Source organism: Streptomyces sp. I05A-00742 (genome assembly GCF_013055795.1).
GTDB lineage: Bacteria > Actinomycetota > Actinomycetes > Streptomycetales > Streptomycetaceae > Streptomyces.
The window spans coordinates 20,052-36,992 of sequence record NZ_JABETO010000022.1; the positions used below are offsets into that span (position 1 = coordinate 20,052).

Sequence of the window (16,941 nt, forward strand, 5' to 3'; positions counted from 1 at the left end):
CGTACCGGGGAGTCTTGCAGCTGAGGGTGGCGCTGTCCCCATCGGGGCCAGCGCCACCCTCAGCATGGACCTCGCTAAGCCATGTGCTGGAGCAACGCGGCTATATCGCTGGGGGCCAGCCCTGCTGCTACCGAAGGCTCCTCTTGCAGGTCAGCAAGCTGCTGCACCGACGGGTCGTCGAGGATCTGCCCCATGAAGGCGAGCTTCTGGTCAAGCCGCACTTCGACCACCTGATCGATGGTGTTCCGAACGGCAAGCACAGTGACCCTGGTCTCAGTGCCGGGAGCAAGGCCCAGCCGGTGGATCCGGTCAAGGCTCTGGAGGTACCGCCCTGCCATGAAGTCACGGTCCACGTACACCGCGTCGTGGCAGACGTGATGCAAGCTGATGCCCTCCCCGAGGGTCGCAGGGTTCGAGACGAGGACCATGCAGTCCGGATCCTGGCGGAATCGCCGGAGCTGCTCGTCCCGGTCGAGGGTTCCACCATGCACAATCGCTGGGTCAAACTCGCTCAGCAGCCGCTCTAGCGTGGTCAGGCTACGCACGAACGTCGTCCAGACCAGAGTCTTGCGCCCCATCGCCGCATTCTCAGCGACGATTGCAGCTGCCTCCTTGTACTTCGGCGACAGCTCGTAATCAGGCAGGTTCTGCATGAGCCTGTAGAGCGAGTCCCCGGGCGGAACATCCAGAGGGGGGAGCTGGTAGGCAAGGGGCTCATAACGGCTCGAGCCCTCCAGCAGCAGTGCCGGGCTCGTGGCTGCCATCAGCAGACGCAGTGCCGTCTTGCCGAGGGAACTGAGGTCTTCACGGGCCGCTCCCGCCCTCTCCCCCCCAACTAGAGCCTCGTAGATCTGGGCATGCAGGCCCGGCATGTCCACGTACCGCACCCGCGGCTCCATGGGCGGCAAGCCGAGCTCCTGCTTCGTGGTGCGGGTGAAGAGAGGCCGCAGAACCGTACTCGCATGACCGAGATCTCCGCCGGCCACCGCTTGTGCAACAGTCCGCTGGCCATGACCGGGCCACACAAAGCCGAGAAGGTTCTCCAGGTCCTTGGTCCCGTTCGGGGCAGGCGTACCCGTGAGGATCAAGCGGCGCTGGGCCAGCGGACCGAGCGCCATGCACGCCGCGCCATAGGTTCCTCGTGCCCCGAGTTTCATGCGGTGTGCTTCATCGAGAACAATCATCGACGGGGCAGCCTTCAGCCAGGCAGCAAGGGTGCCGAGTGAACGGTCGAGGCGCTCATAGTTGACGATCAGCACCTCGGCCATGTGGTCTGGAGCGGTCCCATCGAGAATGTGCGTGCGCAACCCTCGGTTGAAGCAGGCTTCTGCCTCGTATTGCCAAGACTCATAGGCGGACTTCGGGCTCACGACAAGCAGCCTTCTCACCCGGCCCTCGGCCTTCTGCGTGGCATACACCGCGAGCGCCACGCGGGTCTTGCCGGCACCAGGAACGCTGAAGTTCGCTCCATGCTGCAGCGACAGCAACTTGGCGATGTCGCGACGCTGGAAGATTCCCAGCTCAGCTACCCACCCGTCCCCAAGCAGCTCCGGCACGTCGTCAGGCGAAACCTCAGTGCTGTGGTCAGAAGCATGAAGCCGCTCCTTGACCGTCTCGGCATCTTTTGTGATGCCGACCACGAGGTCCCGGAGATCCGAAGCCCATTCCACACCGACGTGGTGGGGCCAGCTGCTGAGGTTACTCAGCCCCGAAAGCAGGTCTTCAAGTTCTACAGAAGCGGCAAGCTGGCCGAGCTGGCCGCCCGTCCGAAAACGGGCAGCCAGCTGGACGAGGTCTTGCCGGTACTTCTCCGTGGTCCTCAGGATGACCTTGGTTCGCGTGTCGTCGAATCCCAGGTGCAGAGAGGTCTCACCGGCAGTGGCCTGCATCAGGCGTCCTCCAGCAAAGCCGCCTCAAGCAGCCAGGCGACTCCGTCACCAGGGTGCGGAAGCCCCCGCCCTGCCTGCTGTGCCAGCTTCCGCAGGCTGGACCGGAACTTCAACACCGCTTCGTCGAACGCCTCCTCGTCCAAAGTGCGGGACGCCCGCGCCTGGACAAGGTCGATCACACACTGATCGATGTCTGCACATGCTTCGGCAAGACGTGCCGGTGCAAGCTGCTGACGCTTCCGGACCCGGGCATCGCGTCCGGCAGTGTCAATCGCGCTGTCAAAGGCGGCCTTGGCCTCGCCGACGAGCTTCTTGGCACTGGTGATCTCTTCGTCGGCCAGGCCGTGTTCAGCGCTGCTCACAGCAGCCTTGGCACGGAGGATCTGGTCGTTCAGTGACCGCGCCGAGGCAACAGCGGAAGTCGCTCCGGGCACCACCACGCCAAGGCCAGGGATTGCTACAGACTGCTCTTCCACAGCCGACGCCGGGGAGCTCAGGCTCGACGGCAACGCCTTTTTCAGGTAGCCCTTCTCCAGGAATTTCTCATCAATATGACGGATATCCGTCTTAGCGAAGTCCAGGAGCATTGCAGCGAGTCGCCACTCCTTAAGCACTTCTGCCTGATCCCGGTCAACGGTCTCAAGCTTCTCGTACAGACGATGAAGCTCCTTGAGTTTCTCCTGATGATGCTCGAAGTCAACCAACCGAAGGGATGCTCCACCTCCACTCTTGCTGCGGTCAATCAGCTCCTGGATCGTGCTCAGAATCCACCGTTCCTGGTGGTAGGTGGCCTTGCGGATCCGGAATTCCTTGGCGATCTCATCCGGCGTCCGGCCGAGTGCCGCCTGCTCCTCCATGGCGAGAAGCCGGTTGATGTACGAGTAGTCGCGCCGGTGATCCTTGCGCAGCTGCAAGGAGAGCTCAACGGCATTGATGTCTGCCCAGGTGAAGGACGCGGGCAGCACACCCACACGCATCGTCTGCTTGCCCAGCTCCCGGAGGGCTGCTGCACGCGTGTTGGCGTTGACGATAACGCCCTGGTGGGTAACCAGCCCGGGATCGTTCTGCCCAAAGCGTTCCAGATCCTCCTTGAGCTTATCGAAACCCGGATCGCGGCGGTTCGTGTCCGCCGGGTCAGCCTGCAGGAGGAATGCCAGGTACGCCTGGCTTTCACCGCACCACGGATCTTCGTCAATCGCCACGTCCTTCTTCGGGTCGTGGCTACGCTGAGCGCGGATCCGGTGCGTGCCAGGGTTGTAGTACAGCCCACTGAGAGGCAGGTCGATAACCTCGACGTACAGCGCCTGACCGTTCCAGTCAACCGTTACCGTCTCTCGGGTTCCGCCGGAATCCTTCACCTCCTCAAGGCGTTTCGCGATCAGCTCGCTAAACTCTTCCGCACGCGGCGGCGGCGGGAACTCCCGCATGGTAACCATCCGTCCTTCCCCGGCTACTGCTCGCCGGCACGCTCTATAGCCCGCTTAACCGTCTCCCGGGCATCCTCCGGCAACGACCGGTAGACACCCCACAGCTTCTCCAAGCCGCTCAGCTTGCGCTGGTCGTCTTCGACCCAGGAGGCGAAGACCCTCTGTTCAATAGGGATCAACTCCTCCCAGCCCTTGATGACGGCATCAAGGTCAGCCACACGGTCGCGGCCGCCAATGCGGCAACGGCTGCATTCAGTTACCAGCTGCACTTCCTCCAGACCGTTCTCCAGCCGCACCCTGCGCCGGGCAACGTCCAGCTGCGACTGCCCCCCATCGCTGTAGAACTCGCCAGCGCCGATCCCGCACGACCGGCAGAGGAAGCTGTCGGCCACCATGGTCTTGGTCCGCTGAGCAGCCGTCAGGCTCGGCTTCAACTTTTCGGACTTCGCCTGGCCCGGGATCCAGATCTCGGCGCCCTTCTTGACGTACCGCTGCTCCTCCTGCTTCAGGGAGGGATCCTCACGCTTCGTGTGGATCGTCCAATCGTGATCGCGGAGGTCACGCATGCGCCGGTCGATCTGCGCAACATCCGGGAAGGCCTCGCGCAGCTGAGGCTTGGTGAAGATGTTGCCCTCCCCTACGACCGTCTCAAGCCACAGCGCGGCGCGGACCTTGCTCCCGTACTTCCCCTTGTCCTGCCACGACGGCAGCGCCATAAAGACTCCATTCAGTCATGCCGAACCCGCCGGGCCGCGTGCTACGGCCTGGCCTCCCCCGGATGTCGGCGGCGGGTTCCATAACACCCCCCGAGCGAAGAGAAATCCAGAGGAAACCCAGGTTGCTCGCTAGATGGCAACAGGCCCCTGATGCACACTAGATGCCCTCGACCGGCAGCTCAGGGGGATCGGTATTGCGTCAGCGCCAACGTGAAGTGACCCGTCAAGGCCGCAGCGAGGGCGGCATCCCGCCGGGCAGGCAGGCCCTTGCCGAGGGGCTGCAGGAGCTCCGCAGCCTCTTGAAGCCATCACGGCCTACCCTGCAGCAACTCATGGACCGCCTCAGGAGCGAAGCTCAGTACCACGTGGACCGGGCGTCGCTTAGCCGGTATTTCCGCGGCAAGCGCGTCGCTCCCCTGACCTTCGTAGCAAAGCTGTACAAGCTGGCAGAACACGATTCAGCGGGCGTGGAGATGAAGCCGCACTCTCACTTCGTCAAGCTGCAACAGCAAGCGGAGCCAAAGCTCTGCGCCTCCTGCGCAGAACTCCGCCAGAAGCTCCAGTCGCTGAGGGGCGAGTGCGCATCGTTGAAGGCGGGCTGCACGAAGCACTCGCACAGCGAGTCTGTCGAGGCTGAGGTTCACAGAGAGGCTGAGGTTCACAGAGAGCAAGACTCACAAGCCGGCACTCAGCAGTTCTCCGCTGACACCAGCGAGCTGGCAACGCACCTGCCGGTCCCCCCTCCCTACGGGGACCGGCAACACAGTGCCGCCGATGTTGCCGCCGCGACGCAACTAGCCAACCGGGCGGCGAAACTACTCAAAGGGGATAATAAAAACGCGTCAGGGGAGGTCCTCACGTTGCTGCGGGACACCGTGAAGGTCCTGACACCGCTGGAGAGTGCCGCTTCCCTGACCTTGCTTCGGCAGCAGCACGGCCATCTGGCCGATACATTCATCGAGCTCTTCGGGCGGGAGCAGCCGAGCAACCTGGTCATCCGTGTCGCGCTTCAGCTGAACGAGTTCGGCATGACGAGCGACGCGAATGCGATTCTCCGAACGTCTCTCAAACACGCAGATCCAGCTGAGTAGAACAGCGGGCGAGGAGCATCAGCCACCTCGCCCGCGCCGTAGTTCTGCCCAGCCTGCTCAGCCGGCAGCGACGTTGAAGCGCCGTACTGAACCAAGCCTTACCTAACGCTTCACCTTTGCCGCCCTCATCCGCCTACGCGTCGGCCAGTTCGGCTCCCGCATCCTTCGTGGCGGTCTCGGGCACGGCCGTCTCCGCGTTCCCCGCCCGCCGTCCGATCGCCGGTGCCAGGGCTCCGATGGCGAGGGCTGCGGCGACGCCCGCGAGGGCGCTGAACCACCAGATGAAGGCGGGGCCGGTGTTGGCGTAGAGGGTGGTGCCGAGGGCGAGGGCGGTGAAGCGGGCGACGCCCCAGGTCCATTGGTAGGCGCCCTGGTAGCGGCCGCGGGCGTGGGTGGGGGCGAGGCCGGCGACGATGGCGCCGGCGGTGCCGCCGAGGGTGGCTTCGCCGAGGGACCAGAGGACGACGGTGGCGGCATAGGCCCAGGTGGTGTGGGCGAGGCCGGTGAGGGCGACGCCGAGGGCGGTGAGGATGCTGCCGGCGACGTAGACGGGGATCTGGCGGAAGCGGGCCAGGACGGTGGTGGCGACGGGCTGGAGGACGACGACGAGGACGGCGTTGAGGGTGGACATCAGGCCGAGGGTGGTGGCCGAGAGGCCGTCGTCGCGGATGGCCAGGGGGAGGGCCACCTCGGTGAGGGTGTAGATGATCAGGGCGACGTAGAAGAGGGGCAGGAGGGCCCGCATCAGGGGGTCGCGGGCGACCACGCCGTAGCCCTGGCCGTCGGCCTTGGAGGGGACGGCGGTCCGGCCGCGAGGCAGCATGGTCGCGGCGATCAGGGCGTAGGCCAGGGTGCTCGCCGCGTTCACCACGAACAGCAGCCAGTAGCCGCGGGCCGCAAGGAAGCCGCCGAGGACGCCGGCGACGGCGGTGCCGATGTTGACGGCCCAGTGGAAGAGGGAGAAGGCGGCACGGCGGCGGTCGGCGGTGACGCTGTCGGAGAGGAGGGCTCCCGCGGCCGGGCCGACCATGCTGCCGGCGCCGCTGAGGAGGGCGGCGGCCGCGGCGAGGGTGACGGTGTTCGGCGCGGCGAAGAGGAGGCCCTGGCCCGCCGCGGTGCCGAGCAGACCGGTGAGCATGGTGGCGCGGCGGCCGATGCGGTCGGCCAGCAGGCCGCCCACCGCGGGCCCGACCAGGTTGCCGGCGCCCAGCGCGCCCAGGATGTAGGGGATCTGGTCGGTGGGGATGCCGCGGGAGCCGAGGAAGAAGACGAGGAAGGGGGTGACGAGGTAGCCGAGTCTGTTGACGACGGTTCCGCTGAAGACGATCCAGGCGGTGCGGGGGAGGCCGCTGAAGGTGGAGAGCATGAGCAGACCTTCGCCCGGTGCCCGGACGGCGGCCATTGATTAAGCTCAGCCTGAATGCAACCGGACGACGGGGGTGTCCGTGCTCTCCGAACTGGCTTTTTCCGCCGACGATCTCGCGCTCACGCGCTTCGCGGTCTCACCGATGTGGGAAGTGGTCTCAAGCTTCCGGCTGCTCATGTCACGGGCCGCCCACCCGGTGCACCACCCGTGGGTGGACCAGGTGCGACCGAGGGTGGCCGACGCCGGGCTGACCGCGGGCTGGCTGGCCGAGCTGGTGCCCGCCGACGGCTACCTCTGCGACTTCCTCACCCCGTTCCCCGCCGAGCCGTCGCCGTCCCTGGACGCCGAACTGGCCGCCATCAGGGCGACCCCGGCCGAGTCGGTGGTGGCCGACCTCGACAACCTGGGCCGGAGCTCCGCGCGGTGCGAGGCGCTGCGGTCGGCTCCCGAGGCGTGGCTGTCGCAGGTCACGGAGGAGATCGAAACGTACTGGGAGCTCGCGCTCGCCCCCTACTGGGCGAAGATCCGCAGCGTGCTGGACGCGGAGGTCTTCCACCGCGCCCGCCAGGTCGCCGAGCACGGCGCCGGACGGTTCTTCAACGACCTGCACACCTCGGTGAGCTGGGACGACAACACCCTCCGGCTGGTCCGGCGGAGCTGCCTGGTGACGCGCCACACAACGGGTCCCGGACTGCTGCTGGTCCCCTCCGCGTTCGCCGCGAACGTGCTGACCTGGACGCGTCCCCCGGCACCGCCGCAGCTCGCCTACCCCGCCCGCGGGACGGGCACGCTGTGGGAGCACCGGCCGGTGGCGCGGGCCGAGGCCATCGCCGCCGTCCTCGGCCGCTCCCGGACCCGGCTGCTGACCGAGCTCGACGCGCCCGCCTCCACGACGGAGCTGGCCGGCCGCACCGGCATCTCCGCCGCCGGCGTCTCCCAGCACCTGGCGGCGCTGCGCGGGGCCGGGATGGTCAGCGCGCACCGGGCGGGACGGTCGGTGCTGTACGCCCGTACGGCCGTCGCGGAGTCGCTGCTGACGGCACCGGTCTGAGCCGGACCGCCGGACCGGGTGCGGAGGGTCGCCTTCCGCCCTCTCGCCGACAACCCCCGCGGGAGCGCGCGTTAGTGTCGGGACAGACGTGCGCGTCTCTTGATGTCTTTGATGCGGAGGTTGCCGGAATGGCAGCGATGAATGCAGTGACACGAGTTCCGGCGTCCGTGGTGGCCGCGACCGGGCTCGTCGGTGGATACAGCGTGGCCCGGCTGACCGGGAAGCGGCCCCTCGGCGGGCTCGCCCTCGGGGCCGCCGGGATCATGGCCGCCCGCCAGTGGGCCGGCAAGGTGGGGTCCGGCAAGGCCGCCGCGCTGACCGGGCTGTACGTGGCCGGGTTCGCCGGATCCCACCCGCTGGCCAAGAAGGTCGGCGCCTGGCCGTCCGTGCTGGGCGTGGCGGGGAGCGTCGCGCTCGCCTCCTGGGCCGTGGAGCGCACGGCGGCGCGCTGAGCGAGACCGGTGGAACGTGGTTCCTCCCCCGCCGTCATCGGGAGAGGAACCGACCCGGAACTACTCCGACGCCTCCGTGAGACGCGCCAGCTCCGCCTCCGTCAGCTTCAGGTCCGCCAACGCCAGCAGCGGCGGCAGCTGTTCGACGGTGCGCGCGCTCGCCAGCGGGGTGGCGACCGTCGGCCGGCTCGCCAGCCAGGCCAGGGCCACCGTGGCGATCTCGGCGTCGTGCGCGGCGGCCACCTCGTCGAGGGCGGCCAGCACCCGGCGTCCGCGGGCGGTCTCCAGGTGCTGGGCGGCGGTTCCCGCGCGGGCGCTGTCGACCGTGCCGCCCGGGCGGTACTTGCCGGTGAGGAAGCCCGAGGCCAGGGCGTAGTACGGAACGGCGGCGAGGCCGTGCCGGGCGGCGACGTCGGCGAGCGGGCCCTCGTAGGTGTCGCGCGAGACGAGGTTGTAACCGGGCTGGATCGCGACGTACTTGGCGATGCCGGCGGAGTCGGAGAACTCCAGGGCCTCGGCGAGCCGTTCCGGTGTGACGTTGGAGGCAGCGATCTCGCGGACCTTGCCCTCCTTCACCAGCGCGTCGAGCGTGGTGAGGTACTCCTCGACCGGCAGGGACGGGTCGTCGTAGTGCGTGTAGTAGAGGTCGATGTGGTCGGTGCGCAGCCGGCGCAGGGAGCCTTCGATGCCCTCCTTGATGGCGGCCGCGGACAGCCCGCGGCGCTCCGGGTAGCCGGCACCGACCTTGGTGGCGACGACGATGTCGTCGCGGTTGCGGCGGGAGGCCAGCCAGTCGCCGATGACGGTCTCGGACTCACCGCCCGAATTGCCGGGGGCCCAGGCCGAGTAGGCGTCCGCGGTGTCGATGAAGTTGCCGCCCGCCTCGGCATAGGCGTCCAGGACGGCGAACGACTCGGCCTCGTCGGCCGTCCAGCCGAAGACGTTGCCGCCGAGGGCGAGCGGGTGGACGGAGAGACTGCCGATCTTCCGGGTGTGGTGATGGTGCTCGTCGGTCATGTCCTGTTCCAGCGTGCTCGTGGGAAACGCTATTCCTCCGGGGCCGCGGCGGATTCCCGCCCCGGCCCCGGAGGGAGCTATTCCACCGGCGCGGTGGCCGGCAGCGGCTCCGGCTGGACGGAGAGCGGCGTGGCGATGTCCTCCAGGGACCGCCCCTCGGCCCGTACCGCCAGGAAGGCGGCGATCACCCCGGCCAGGCACATCAGCGTCGCGCCGATCTGGAACGCCAGGACCGCGTCGCCGACGACGCCGGTGCTCGTCAGCTGGGCGAAGAGCAGCGGGCCGCTGATGCCGCCCGCCGCCGTGCCCACCGCGTAGAAGAAGGCGATGGCCATGGCCCGGGTCTCGGTCGGGAAGACCTCGGAGACCGTGAGGTACGCGCTGCTCGCCCCGGCGGAGGCGAAGAAGAGGACGACGCACCAGCAGCCGGTCAGGGTGTTCGCGCTCAGGTGGCCGGCGTCGAAGAGCCAGGCCGTGCCGAAGAGCAGCACCCCGGACAGCAGGAACGTCGACGAGATCATGATGCGCCGGCCCACGGTGTCGAACAGTTTGCCGAGGAAAAGCGGACCGAGGAAGTTGCCCACCGCTATGACCGCGAAGAAGTAGCCGGTGCGCCCGGTGGAGACACCGAAGAATTTGGTGAGGATCTCCCCGAAACCGAAGGTGATCGCGTTGTAGAGGAACGCCTGTCCGATGAACAGGGCGAGCCCGAGGACGGCGCGGCGCCGGTAGTCCGTAAAGACCGTGCGGGCGATGTCACGGAATCCCGTGCGCTTGCGCTGGCGAATGGTGATCCGCCCGGCGGGCGGGGCCAGCTTGATGCCCTTCTCGGCCTCGATGCGCAGCTCGATGGCGTCGACCAGGCGTTCGGCCTCCTCCGCCTTGCCGTGGATGAAGAGCCAGCGGGGGCTTTCCGGCACTTGGCGGCGGACGAGCAGGATGACGAAGCCCAGGACCACGCCCAGGCCGAACGTCAGCCGCCAGCCCACGTCCTTCGGGAAGATCCGGGTGTCCAGGAGGAATATCGACAGCAGCGAGCCGGCGATGGCCCCCAGCCAGAAGCTGCCGTTGATCACGAGGTCGATGCGGCCCCGGTAGCGCGCCGGGATCAGCTCGTCGACCGCGGAGTTGATGGCCGCGTACTCGCCCCCGATGCCGAAACCGGTGAGGAACCGGAAGGCGAAGAACCACCAGGAGGAGTACGAGAGCGCGGTCAGGGCCGTGGCGCCCAGATAGACCGCGAGGGTCACCATGAAGAGTCTTTTACGGCCGAAACGGTCGGTGAGCCGGCCGAAGAACAGGGCGCCTATGCAGGCGCCCGTCACATAGAGCGCGGCGGCCACGCCGGTCACCTGGGCTCCGGTGATGGGCAGGCCGCTCCCCCGTTCGGAGAGGCGCCCCGCGATGTTCCCGACGACCGTGACCTCCAGGCCGTCGAGGATCCAGACCGTGCCCAGTCCGATCACCACAGTCCAGTGCCACCGGGACCAGGGCAGCCGGTCCAGGCGCGCGGGCACAGAAGTGCTGATGGTCGCGGTCGTCACACAATCTGAGTTCCCGATCGCACACGGAACATTCGCGGCAAATTTCCGAATCGGGGTGCGGGCGGGGAACCACGGCGCACGGGAGGGGCTTCGAGCCCCGGGCCCCACGCCCGAGCCCCTCGCCCCACATCCGGGCCCCGCGCCCCCTCACCCCAACGCTCGCCCTACGGACGCAGCCCCTTCGACCGGAGCCAGTGCAGCGGGTCGACCGGATGCCCGCCGTGCGGCCTGACCTCCAGGTGCAGGTGCGCGCCCGTCACATTGCCCGTCGCCCCGACCCGGCCGATGACCTGCCCGGCGGCGACCTTGCCCTTGGTGCGGACGATGGACGACAGATGGCAGAACCACAGCTCCGTCCCGTCGTCCAGGCGCAGCACGATGCGGTAGCCGTACGAGCCGGCCCAGCCCGCGTGGGTGATCCTGCCGCCGTGCACCGCCTTGACGGGGGTGCCCGTGGGGGCGGCGAAGTCCGTACCCGTGTGCCGGTGCGACCACATGCCGCCGGACTGGCCGAAGCGGGCGGTGATCCGGTACGAGGAGACGGGCATGACGTAGGTGCGCTTCGCCCGGGTGGCGTTGATCCGGTCCGCCGCGCGCCGGGTCTCGCTCTGGGCCCTGCTCGCCGCCTTGGCGGCGCCGGCCTGCGCGGCGGCGTCGGCCCGGGCCTTCGACGCCTGCCCGGCGGTCCGCGGCGCGGAGTGCGGCTGCCCGGCCTGCCGGGCGCCCGCGGCCGCCTGCGACGCGTCGGAGTGCGCCGTCGCGGACGATTCCGCGGCGGACCGCACCGAGGCCGTGGCCTGTGCCTTGCGCTCCGCCGTCAGCTTCGTGGCCGCCGCCACCTTCGCGGCCGCCATCCGCCGGGCGTCCGCCTCGGCCCGCTCCTGCGCCTCGTGCGTCACCTCGGCGCCGGCGGAGTCCCGCTGGTGCTCGGCCTGCTGGAGGATACGGGCGCGCAGCGCCTCGCCCGCGTCGGACGAGCCCTGCGCCAGATCCGCGGCCTCGGGGGCCCGGGCGGCCTCCGCGCGGGCCTCGGCGTCCGTGCTCTCCTCGTCGTCGTCCCCGTCGTCGAACAGGTGCGGGCCGACGTCCGGCACGGATATCGCCGCCGGGCGCTCCTGCGCGCTGGCCATACCGCCCGCGCCGACCGCGGCGATCACGCCGACGCCGAGGACGGCACCGCTGCGGGCCATCGAGCCGCCGCGCTGCTTGGGGACCCGGTGCCGGCCGCGGGCCGGGAGGTCGTGCTCCGCGACGGGCCCGGGCAGGCCTGTGTCGTAGCCGTCGGGGCCGTCCGTACCGCCGTGGTGCGGCGGGTGGACGGGGGAAGGGCCGGGTTCGTCCCCGTGAGGGGACCCCGGCCAGGAGCCGTGCGAACTGTCTCCGCCTGCGGACCTGTTGGACGCCACGGGGGCGCTCTCCTTTCCTTCCCTCTCGCCTGCCGGGTGAGCGGTGGGGTTCCCCCCAGGCCGTTCGGGAAGAAGATCTCTACGGGCCGGAACACGGCCCGTCGCACCCCAAGGGTCGGTGGTTCCCCGGTTCCCATTCGTACCCACGGGATTCGGCGAAGGCGCGCGGTGCCGCCTCTTGCGGCGGTATGAGGAACGCGCTGCGTTATCGAACGTTAATAGACAGGGCTGGTTGTTTCCAAGCCGAAAGCGGGAATCCACGGGCCTGTTGGCAAGATCGGGTCGTGATTCGCACTGATGGTGTGTCACTCGTTATTCAGCGTGGCGACGGGTCGGCGCGGCGCCGGACGGGGGCGGAGGGACAGGGGGATCAGAAACGGCCGCGCGCCACGTTCCGGGCGACGCCCGAGCTCATCGCGCGGCCGGCGGGGTGGTGGTGCTCGGTCCGCCGGACGGCCAGCAGCGCCATGTCGTCGTCACCGCTGCCGCCCGTGTGCCGGGCCACGTCCGCCACGAGGTGGTCGAGGAGGGCGTCCGGGTTCCTGAACTGCCGCCCGGCCAGGCGGTCCTGCGGGTCGTAGAAGACCCCGGCGGCGTCCCGCGCCTCCGTCACCCCGTCGGTGAACAGCAGCAGCGTCGCCCCGGGCGGGAACGCCCACTCCTCCACCCGGTCCGGCCACTCCCCCAGTTCGCCCATGCCGAGCGGCAGGGCCGGCGTCCGCGGACCCGTCTCGGCCACCGTGCCGTCCGCGCGGAGCAGCAGCGGGGGCGGGTGGCCGCGGTTCACCAGGCGGAGGACCTCGCCGTCGCCGTGCGGCACCTCGGCCAGGACGGCGGTGGTGAACCCCTCGAACTGGTCGATGTTGGCCCGCCGTCCGCCCTCCCGCCGCAACGCGCGCTCCAGCCGCGACGCGAGCCCCGACAGCGTCGGCTCCCCCTCAGCCGCCTCCCGGAACGCGCCGATCACGACGGCCACGGCCTCCACGGCGCCGAGCCCCTTGCCGCGGACGTCGCCGACGATCAGGCGTACGCCGTGCGGGGTGGCCTGGACGGCGTACAGGTCGCCGCCGATCCGGGCGTCGGCCTGCGCCGCCACGTAGCGGGCCGCGACGCGCAGCCCGTCCAGGCGGGCCGGCGGGGCGGGCAGGACGGCCCGCTGCGCGGCCTCGGCGATGCCGCGGGCGGACCTGAGGCGGCTGTCGCTGCGGCGCACGACGCGGTTGATGCCCAGCGCGAGGAGGGCGACGGTCAGGACCGTGACGTTCTCGGTGACCGATTCGCCGGTGCTCGGGGCGCCGCGGTGGACGGTGATGTCCACGGACGCCAGCACCGCGATCACCGCCGTCACCACGGTGGCCCGGGCGGAGAGCAGGGAGGCGGCGACGAGCGGGGCGGCGGCGAAGAAGGGGGCGGAGTTGTAGTTGGGGGGCGTGAGGAAGGCGAAGACCTCGCCCGCCACGAGGAGGACCGCGGGGAGCCAGCACGCGGCGCGCAACAGCACGTTCGGGGCGGTGCGTTCCGGCCCGTCTCGCTTCCCCACCGTGCGCTCTCCTGACCCGGCCGGCGTCTGCTCCCTCCCACCCTGGTCCCAGGGGGAGGCGCCGTCCATCGGGGGTGGGCCGTGTGGGGGCCGGGCCGGCCCCCGGGTCCCCTACCCTGCCGACGACCGCCGCGTACGGCCACCGCCGCGCGCCGCCGGTGCCGCGCCGTCCGGGCGGGGGCGGCGGCGGGGTCCCCGCCGGCCCTCGGTACCCGCCTCGGTACTCGTCTTGGCGCCAGACTTGGTGCCCGTCTTGGTGCCCGTGTTGGTGCCCGTCTTGGCACCCGAGCCGGCGCGTCCGCGCCCGCGCCCGGAGCGCGTCCCGGAGGACGCGCTGCGGGCCGGGGCCGGCGGGGTCGGCGGGGTGATCACCACGGGCACCCCACTGGGCTCACGCGCCCCGGTGATCCGTGCGACCTCGGCGTCCTCGGGAACCACCCGGGTCACCTGCGGCGCGATCTTCGCGTTGGTCATCATGCGGGTCATCTCGCGCCGCTGCTCCGGCAGCACCAGGGTCACCACCGTGCCCGACTCCCCCGCACGGGCGGTCCGGCCGCCGCGGTGGAGGTAGTCCTTGTGGTCGACGGGCGGGTCGATGTTGACGACCAGGTCCAGGCCGTCGATGTGGATGCCGCGGGCCGCCACGTTGGTCGCGATGAGCGCGGTGACCTCGTCGGTGCGGAACTGCTCCAGCGTGCGGTTGCGCTGCGGCTGGCTCTTGCCGCCGTGCAGGGCGGCAGCGCGGACGCCCTGGGACAGCAGCCGCTTGGTCAGCCGGTCGGCACCGCGCTTGGTGTCCACGAACATGATCACGCGTCCCTCACGGGCCGCGATCCGGGTCACCGCGTCCTTCTTCGCGTCGTCGTCCGCGAGGTGGAACAGGTGGTGCTCCATGGTGACGACCGCCCCCGCGGACGGGTCCACGGAGTGTGTCACGGGGTCGCTGAGGAAGCGGCGGACGAGCCGGTCGACGTTGCGGTCGAGCGTCGCCGAGAAGAGCATCCGCTGCCCGCCCGGGGCGACCTGCTCCAGGAGCCGGGTGACCTGCGGCAGGAAGCCCATGTCGGCCATCTGGTCGGCCTCGTCCAGGACGGTGATCGCCACATCGGCCAGGGAGCAGTCGCCGCGCTGGATGAGGTCGGCGAGCCGGCCCGGCGTGGCCACCAGGACCTCGGCGCCACGGGCGAGCTGGTTGGCCTGGCGGCCGATGGACATGCCGCCGACCACGGTGGCGGTCCGCAGGTTCACGGCCGTGGCGTACGGGGCCAGCGAGTCGGTGACCTGCTGGGCCAGCTCCCGGGTGGGGACGAGGACGAGCGCGAGCGGACGGCGGTGGTCGGCCCGGCGGCCGGCGGTGCGGGCCAGCAGCGCGAGGCCGAAGGCCAGGGTCTTGCCGGAGCCGGTGCGGCCGCGGCCGAGGACGTCGCGCCCCGCGAGCGAGTTCGGGAGGGTGGCGGCCTGGATCGGGAAGGGCGCGGTGACACCCTCGCGGGTCAGGGTCGACAGCAGCCCGGCGGGCAGGCCGAGGTCGTCGAAGGACTCCACCGGCGGCAGCGCGGGCGTCGTGCTCACCGGGGTCTCGAACTCCGCCGGACCGTCGGCGGGCGGGGCCGGCCTGCGGCGCGCCGACTGGCCGCCGCGCGTACCGGTGGAACGGGGCGGACGGGCGGGGCGGGCGGAGCGTGGCATGCGGGACCTTCCCTGGCTGGGCGTGGGTGGTGCGGAGTGGTGCGGGTGCGGAGTGGTGCGGGTGCGGCGCTGTCAGCTGTGCGTCGGCTGGAGCGGCGGGTTCGGCTGGAGCGGCTGTACGTCTGCTGGACCGGAGCTGTACCTACTGAACCGGCTGTATCTACCGGACCGGCTGTACCTGCCGGACCAGCTGCACTACCGGACCGGCTGTACGACCGGACCGAAAATGGGGCCCGCACCCAGTGGTGCGGGCCCCATGGCCTCGTGCGTCGGGCGACACCCATGCGCCGAGGGCCCGCCCCTCACGGGGACGGGAGCCGTTCGCGCGCGGGTGTCGCCCGTGCGTCGAGAGTCGTCGGAACGACGACGATAGTCGTCACCGGGTGACGACGAACGTCAGATGCCGACGATGTTCTCCGCCTGCAGGCCCTTCTGGCCCTGCGTGACGTCGAAGGAAACCTTCTGACCCTCGAGCAGCTCACGGAAGCCGGTGGAGGCGATGTTCGAGTAGTGGGCGAAGACGTCGGGGCCGCCGCCGTCCTGCTCGATGAAGCCGAAGCCCTTCTCCGAGTTGAACCACTTCACGGTGCCAGTAGCCATGTCTATCTCCTTGGTAATGGGATGGGGCCCCACCGCCGGAATAGACCGGCATAAACAAAAGTGCGCCATCGGCTACATGGCCGAGGCGCACACGAGTTCATGGGTACCACAACTGCAACTCGAACAACCGTAGCACATCGGACGGCGGCCCCCCGTTGGCTTTCCGCCCCGCCCTCCTCCGGCCGTCCATTCCGGCGCCGGGAACACCCGGCCGCATTTCCCGGGGGAACCCGCCCGGGCCCCCGGAATCCCGGCCTATAACTCGACTCCCAGGGCCCTGGCGTGCCGGTCGGCCGCCACCTCGGCGTCCGCCTCGTCGAGGTACACCTCACACACGAGCCGGCCGTCGGACGTCATGTTGTGCTCCAGTTCCCAGAGCGAGACCTCGCCCCCGCCCTCCAGCAGGAAGGCGTGCTCGTAGAACCGGCACCAGGTGGCGTCCCGGCCGGGCCCGCGCCGCCGGGGCTTGGTGATCAGCGCGATGTGGTGGCCGAGGGCGCCCTGGAGGATCTCGCCGACGACCTCGCCAGGACCGTCCGGGTTCTCGGCCCGGCGCAGCAGCCGCCGGGCGTGGTCGGGCGAGGCCTCGGAGACGTACTCGCGGCGCGGCCGGACGGGCCCCATGGCCAGCAGCAGCTCCTCGGCCAGCCAGGCCGGCAGCTCCTCGTCCTCGCAGCCGGGCCCGATGCCCCCGCCGATCCGCTCGTGGACCCGGCGCTCGGCCTCGTCGAGGGCGTCCTCGCGGGCGTACAGCTCGTACTGGAGATCCTCGCCCGTCCCCGTGTCGTGCTCCAGCTCGTACAGCAGCAGGCTACTGCCGTCGGCGAGGAGGAAGATATGGCGGTAGGTGTTGCACCGCAGCGGGCGGACGCCGTCGTTGCGCTGCCGGTACGAGCGGAGCTCCGCCTGGTGCATCAGCGCGGTGCGCAGCCGCTCCAGCAGGGGCTCGGCGATCTCGAAGCCGTTCTGCGCGCGTCCCAGCAGCTCGGCCACGTGCTCGGCGGGCGTCGGGCCGCCGTTCCGGTTGTCTCCCCCGCCCGTGCGCATCTGCTCCATGCCTCTCGACCTCCCGGCCTTCTTCCTGCCCACCCCGCGCACTTACGGTAGCGGCGCGAACACGGGACAGGGGCGGGTTCGCCGCATCCGCCGGGGC

The 16,941-nt window shown here is 70.1% G+C and carries 14 protein-coding genes and 1 riboswitch; of the genes, 3 read left to right on the top strand and 11 right to left on the bottom strand.

Annotated features, from left to right (window positions below):
• Positions 1-74: 74 nt before the first annotated feature.
• Genes HN013_RS20595 through HN013_RS20605 form a run of 3 tightly spaced genes read right to left on the bottom strand, consistent with a single transcriptional unit; the run spans position 75 to position 4,032 of the window.
• Positions 75-1,889 carry a DEAD/DEAH box helicase gene (locus HN013_RS20595; RefSeq protein ID WP_171168341.1) on the bottom strand — a complete coding sequence of 605 codons (1,815 nt, stop codon included), beginning with the start codon at positions 1,887-1,889 and terminating at the stop codon, positions 75-77.
• Positions 1,889-3,316 (bottom strand): hypothetical protein, encoded by a 1,428-nt coding sequence (locus tag HN013_RS20600; protein WP_171168343.1) that lies wholly within the window; start codon positions 3,314-3,316, stop codon positions 1,889-1,891. Before HN013_RS20600 ends, HN013_RS20595 begins: the two co-directional genes overlap by 1 nt.
• Positions 3,317-3,339: 23 nt before the next feature.
• Entirely contained in the window at positions 3,340-4,032 is a 693-nt protein-coding gene (locus HN013_RS20605) for a hypothetical protein (RefSeq protein ID WP_171168345.1), read from the bottom strand.
• Positions 4,033-4,364: 332 nt separating this feature from the next.
• Between HN013_RS20605 and HN013_RS20610 the strand changes: the two genes are divergently transcribed.
• A complete protein-coding gene (locus tag HN013_RS20610; protein WP_171168347.1) occupies positions 4,365-5,123 on the top strand; it encodes a hypothetical protein in 759 nt (252 codons plus the stop codon).
• Between the two features lie 133 nt (positions 5,124-5,256).
• Here HN013_RS20610 and HN013_RS20615 read toward each other — a convergent pair whose 3' ends face one another.
• Complete coding sequence (locus tag HN013_RS20615; protein ID WP_171168349.1) at positions 5,257-6,489, bottom strand: MFS transporter; 1,233 nt, start codon at positions 6,487-6,489, stop codon at positions 5,257-5,259.
• A 73-nt stretch (positions 6,490-6,562) separates the two neighbouring features.
• Here HN013_RS20615 and HN013_RS20620 point away from each other — a divergent pair, with 73 nt between their 5' ends.
• Positions 6,563-7,540: a helix-turn-helix domain-containing protein gene (locus HN013_RS20620; protein WP_312018666.1), complete on the top strand. Its 978-nt coding sequence runs from the start codon at positions 6,563-6,565 to the stop codon at positions 7,538-7,540.
• Between the two features lie 146 nt (positions 7,541-7,686).
• Complete coding sequence (locus HN013_RS20625) at positions 7,687-7,992, top strand: hypothetical protein (RefSeq protein WP_171168457.1); 306 nt, start codon at positions 7,687-7,689, stop codon at positions 7,990-7,992.
• A 60-nt stretch (positions 7,993-8,052) separates the two neighbouring features.
• On the opposite strand, the gene HN013_RS20630 is transcribed toward HN013_RS20625, so the two are convergent.
• From HN013_RS20630 to HN013_RS20660, 7 genes are all read right to left on the bottom strand, one after another.
• On the bottom strand, positions 8,053-9,009 hold the full coding sequence (locus HN013_RS20630) for an aldo/keto reductase (protein ID WP_171168351.1): 957 nt from the start codon (positions 9,007-9,009) through the stop codon (positions 8,053-8,055).
• A gap of 77 nt (positions 9,010-9,086) precedes the next feature.
• Positions 9,087-10,553 (bottom strand): MFS transporter, encoded by a 1,467-nt coding sequence (locus HN013_RS20635; protein WP_312018667.1) that lies wholly within the window; start codon positions 10,551-10,553, stop codon positions 9,087-9,089.
• A gap of 164 nt (positions 10,554-10,717) precedes the next feature.
• Complete coding sequence (locus HN013_RS20640; RefSeq protein ID WP_312018668.1) at positions 10,718-11,959, bottom strand: M23 family metallopeptidase; 1,242 nt, start codon at positions 11,957-11,959, stop codon at positions 10,718-10,720.
• Positions 11,960-11,970: 11 nt separating this feature from the next.
• Positions 11,971-12,127: riboswitch (cyclic di-AMP (ydaO/yuaA leader) on the bottom strand.
• Between the two features lie 202 nt (positions 12,128-12,329).
• Entirely contained in the window at positions 12,330-13,499 is a 1,170-nt protein-coding gene (locus HN013_RS20645) for a PP2C family protein-serine/threonine phosphatase (protein WP_312018669.1), read from the bottom strand.
• A 111-nt stretch (positions 13,500-13,610) separates the two neighbouring features.
• Positions 13,611-15,188: a DEAD/DEAH box helicase gene (locus HN013_RS20650; RefSeq protein WP_171168355.1), complete on the bottom strand. Its 1,578-nt coding sequence runs from the start codon at positions 15,186-15,188 to the stop codon at positions 13,611-13,613.
• 396 nt (positions 15,189-15,584) lie between these two features.
• Positions 15,585-15,788, bottom strand: a complete 204-nt coding sequence (locus tag HN013_RS20655; protein ID WP_171168357.1) for a cold-shock protein — start codon at positions 15,786-15,788, stop codon at positions 15,585-15,587.
• Between the two features lie 255 nt (positions 15,789-16,043).
• A complete protein-coding gene (locus HN013_RS20660; protein ID WP_171168359.1) occupies positions 16,044-16,844 on the bottom strand; it encodes a DUF6227 family protein in 801 nt (266 codons plus the stop codon).
• Between the last annotated feature and the right edge of the window lie 97 nt (positions 16,845-16,941).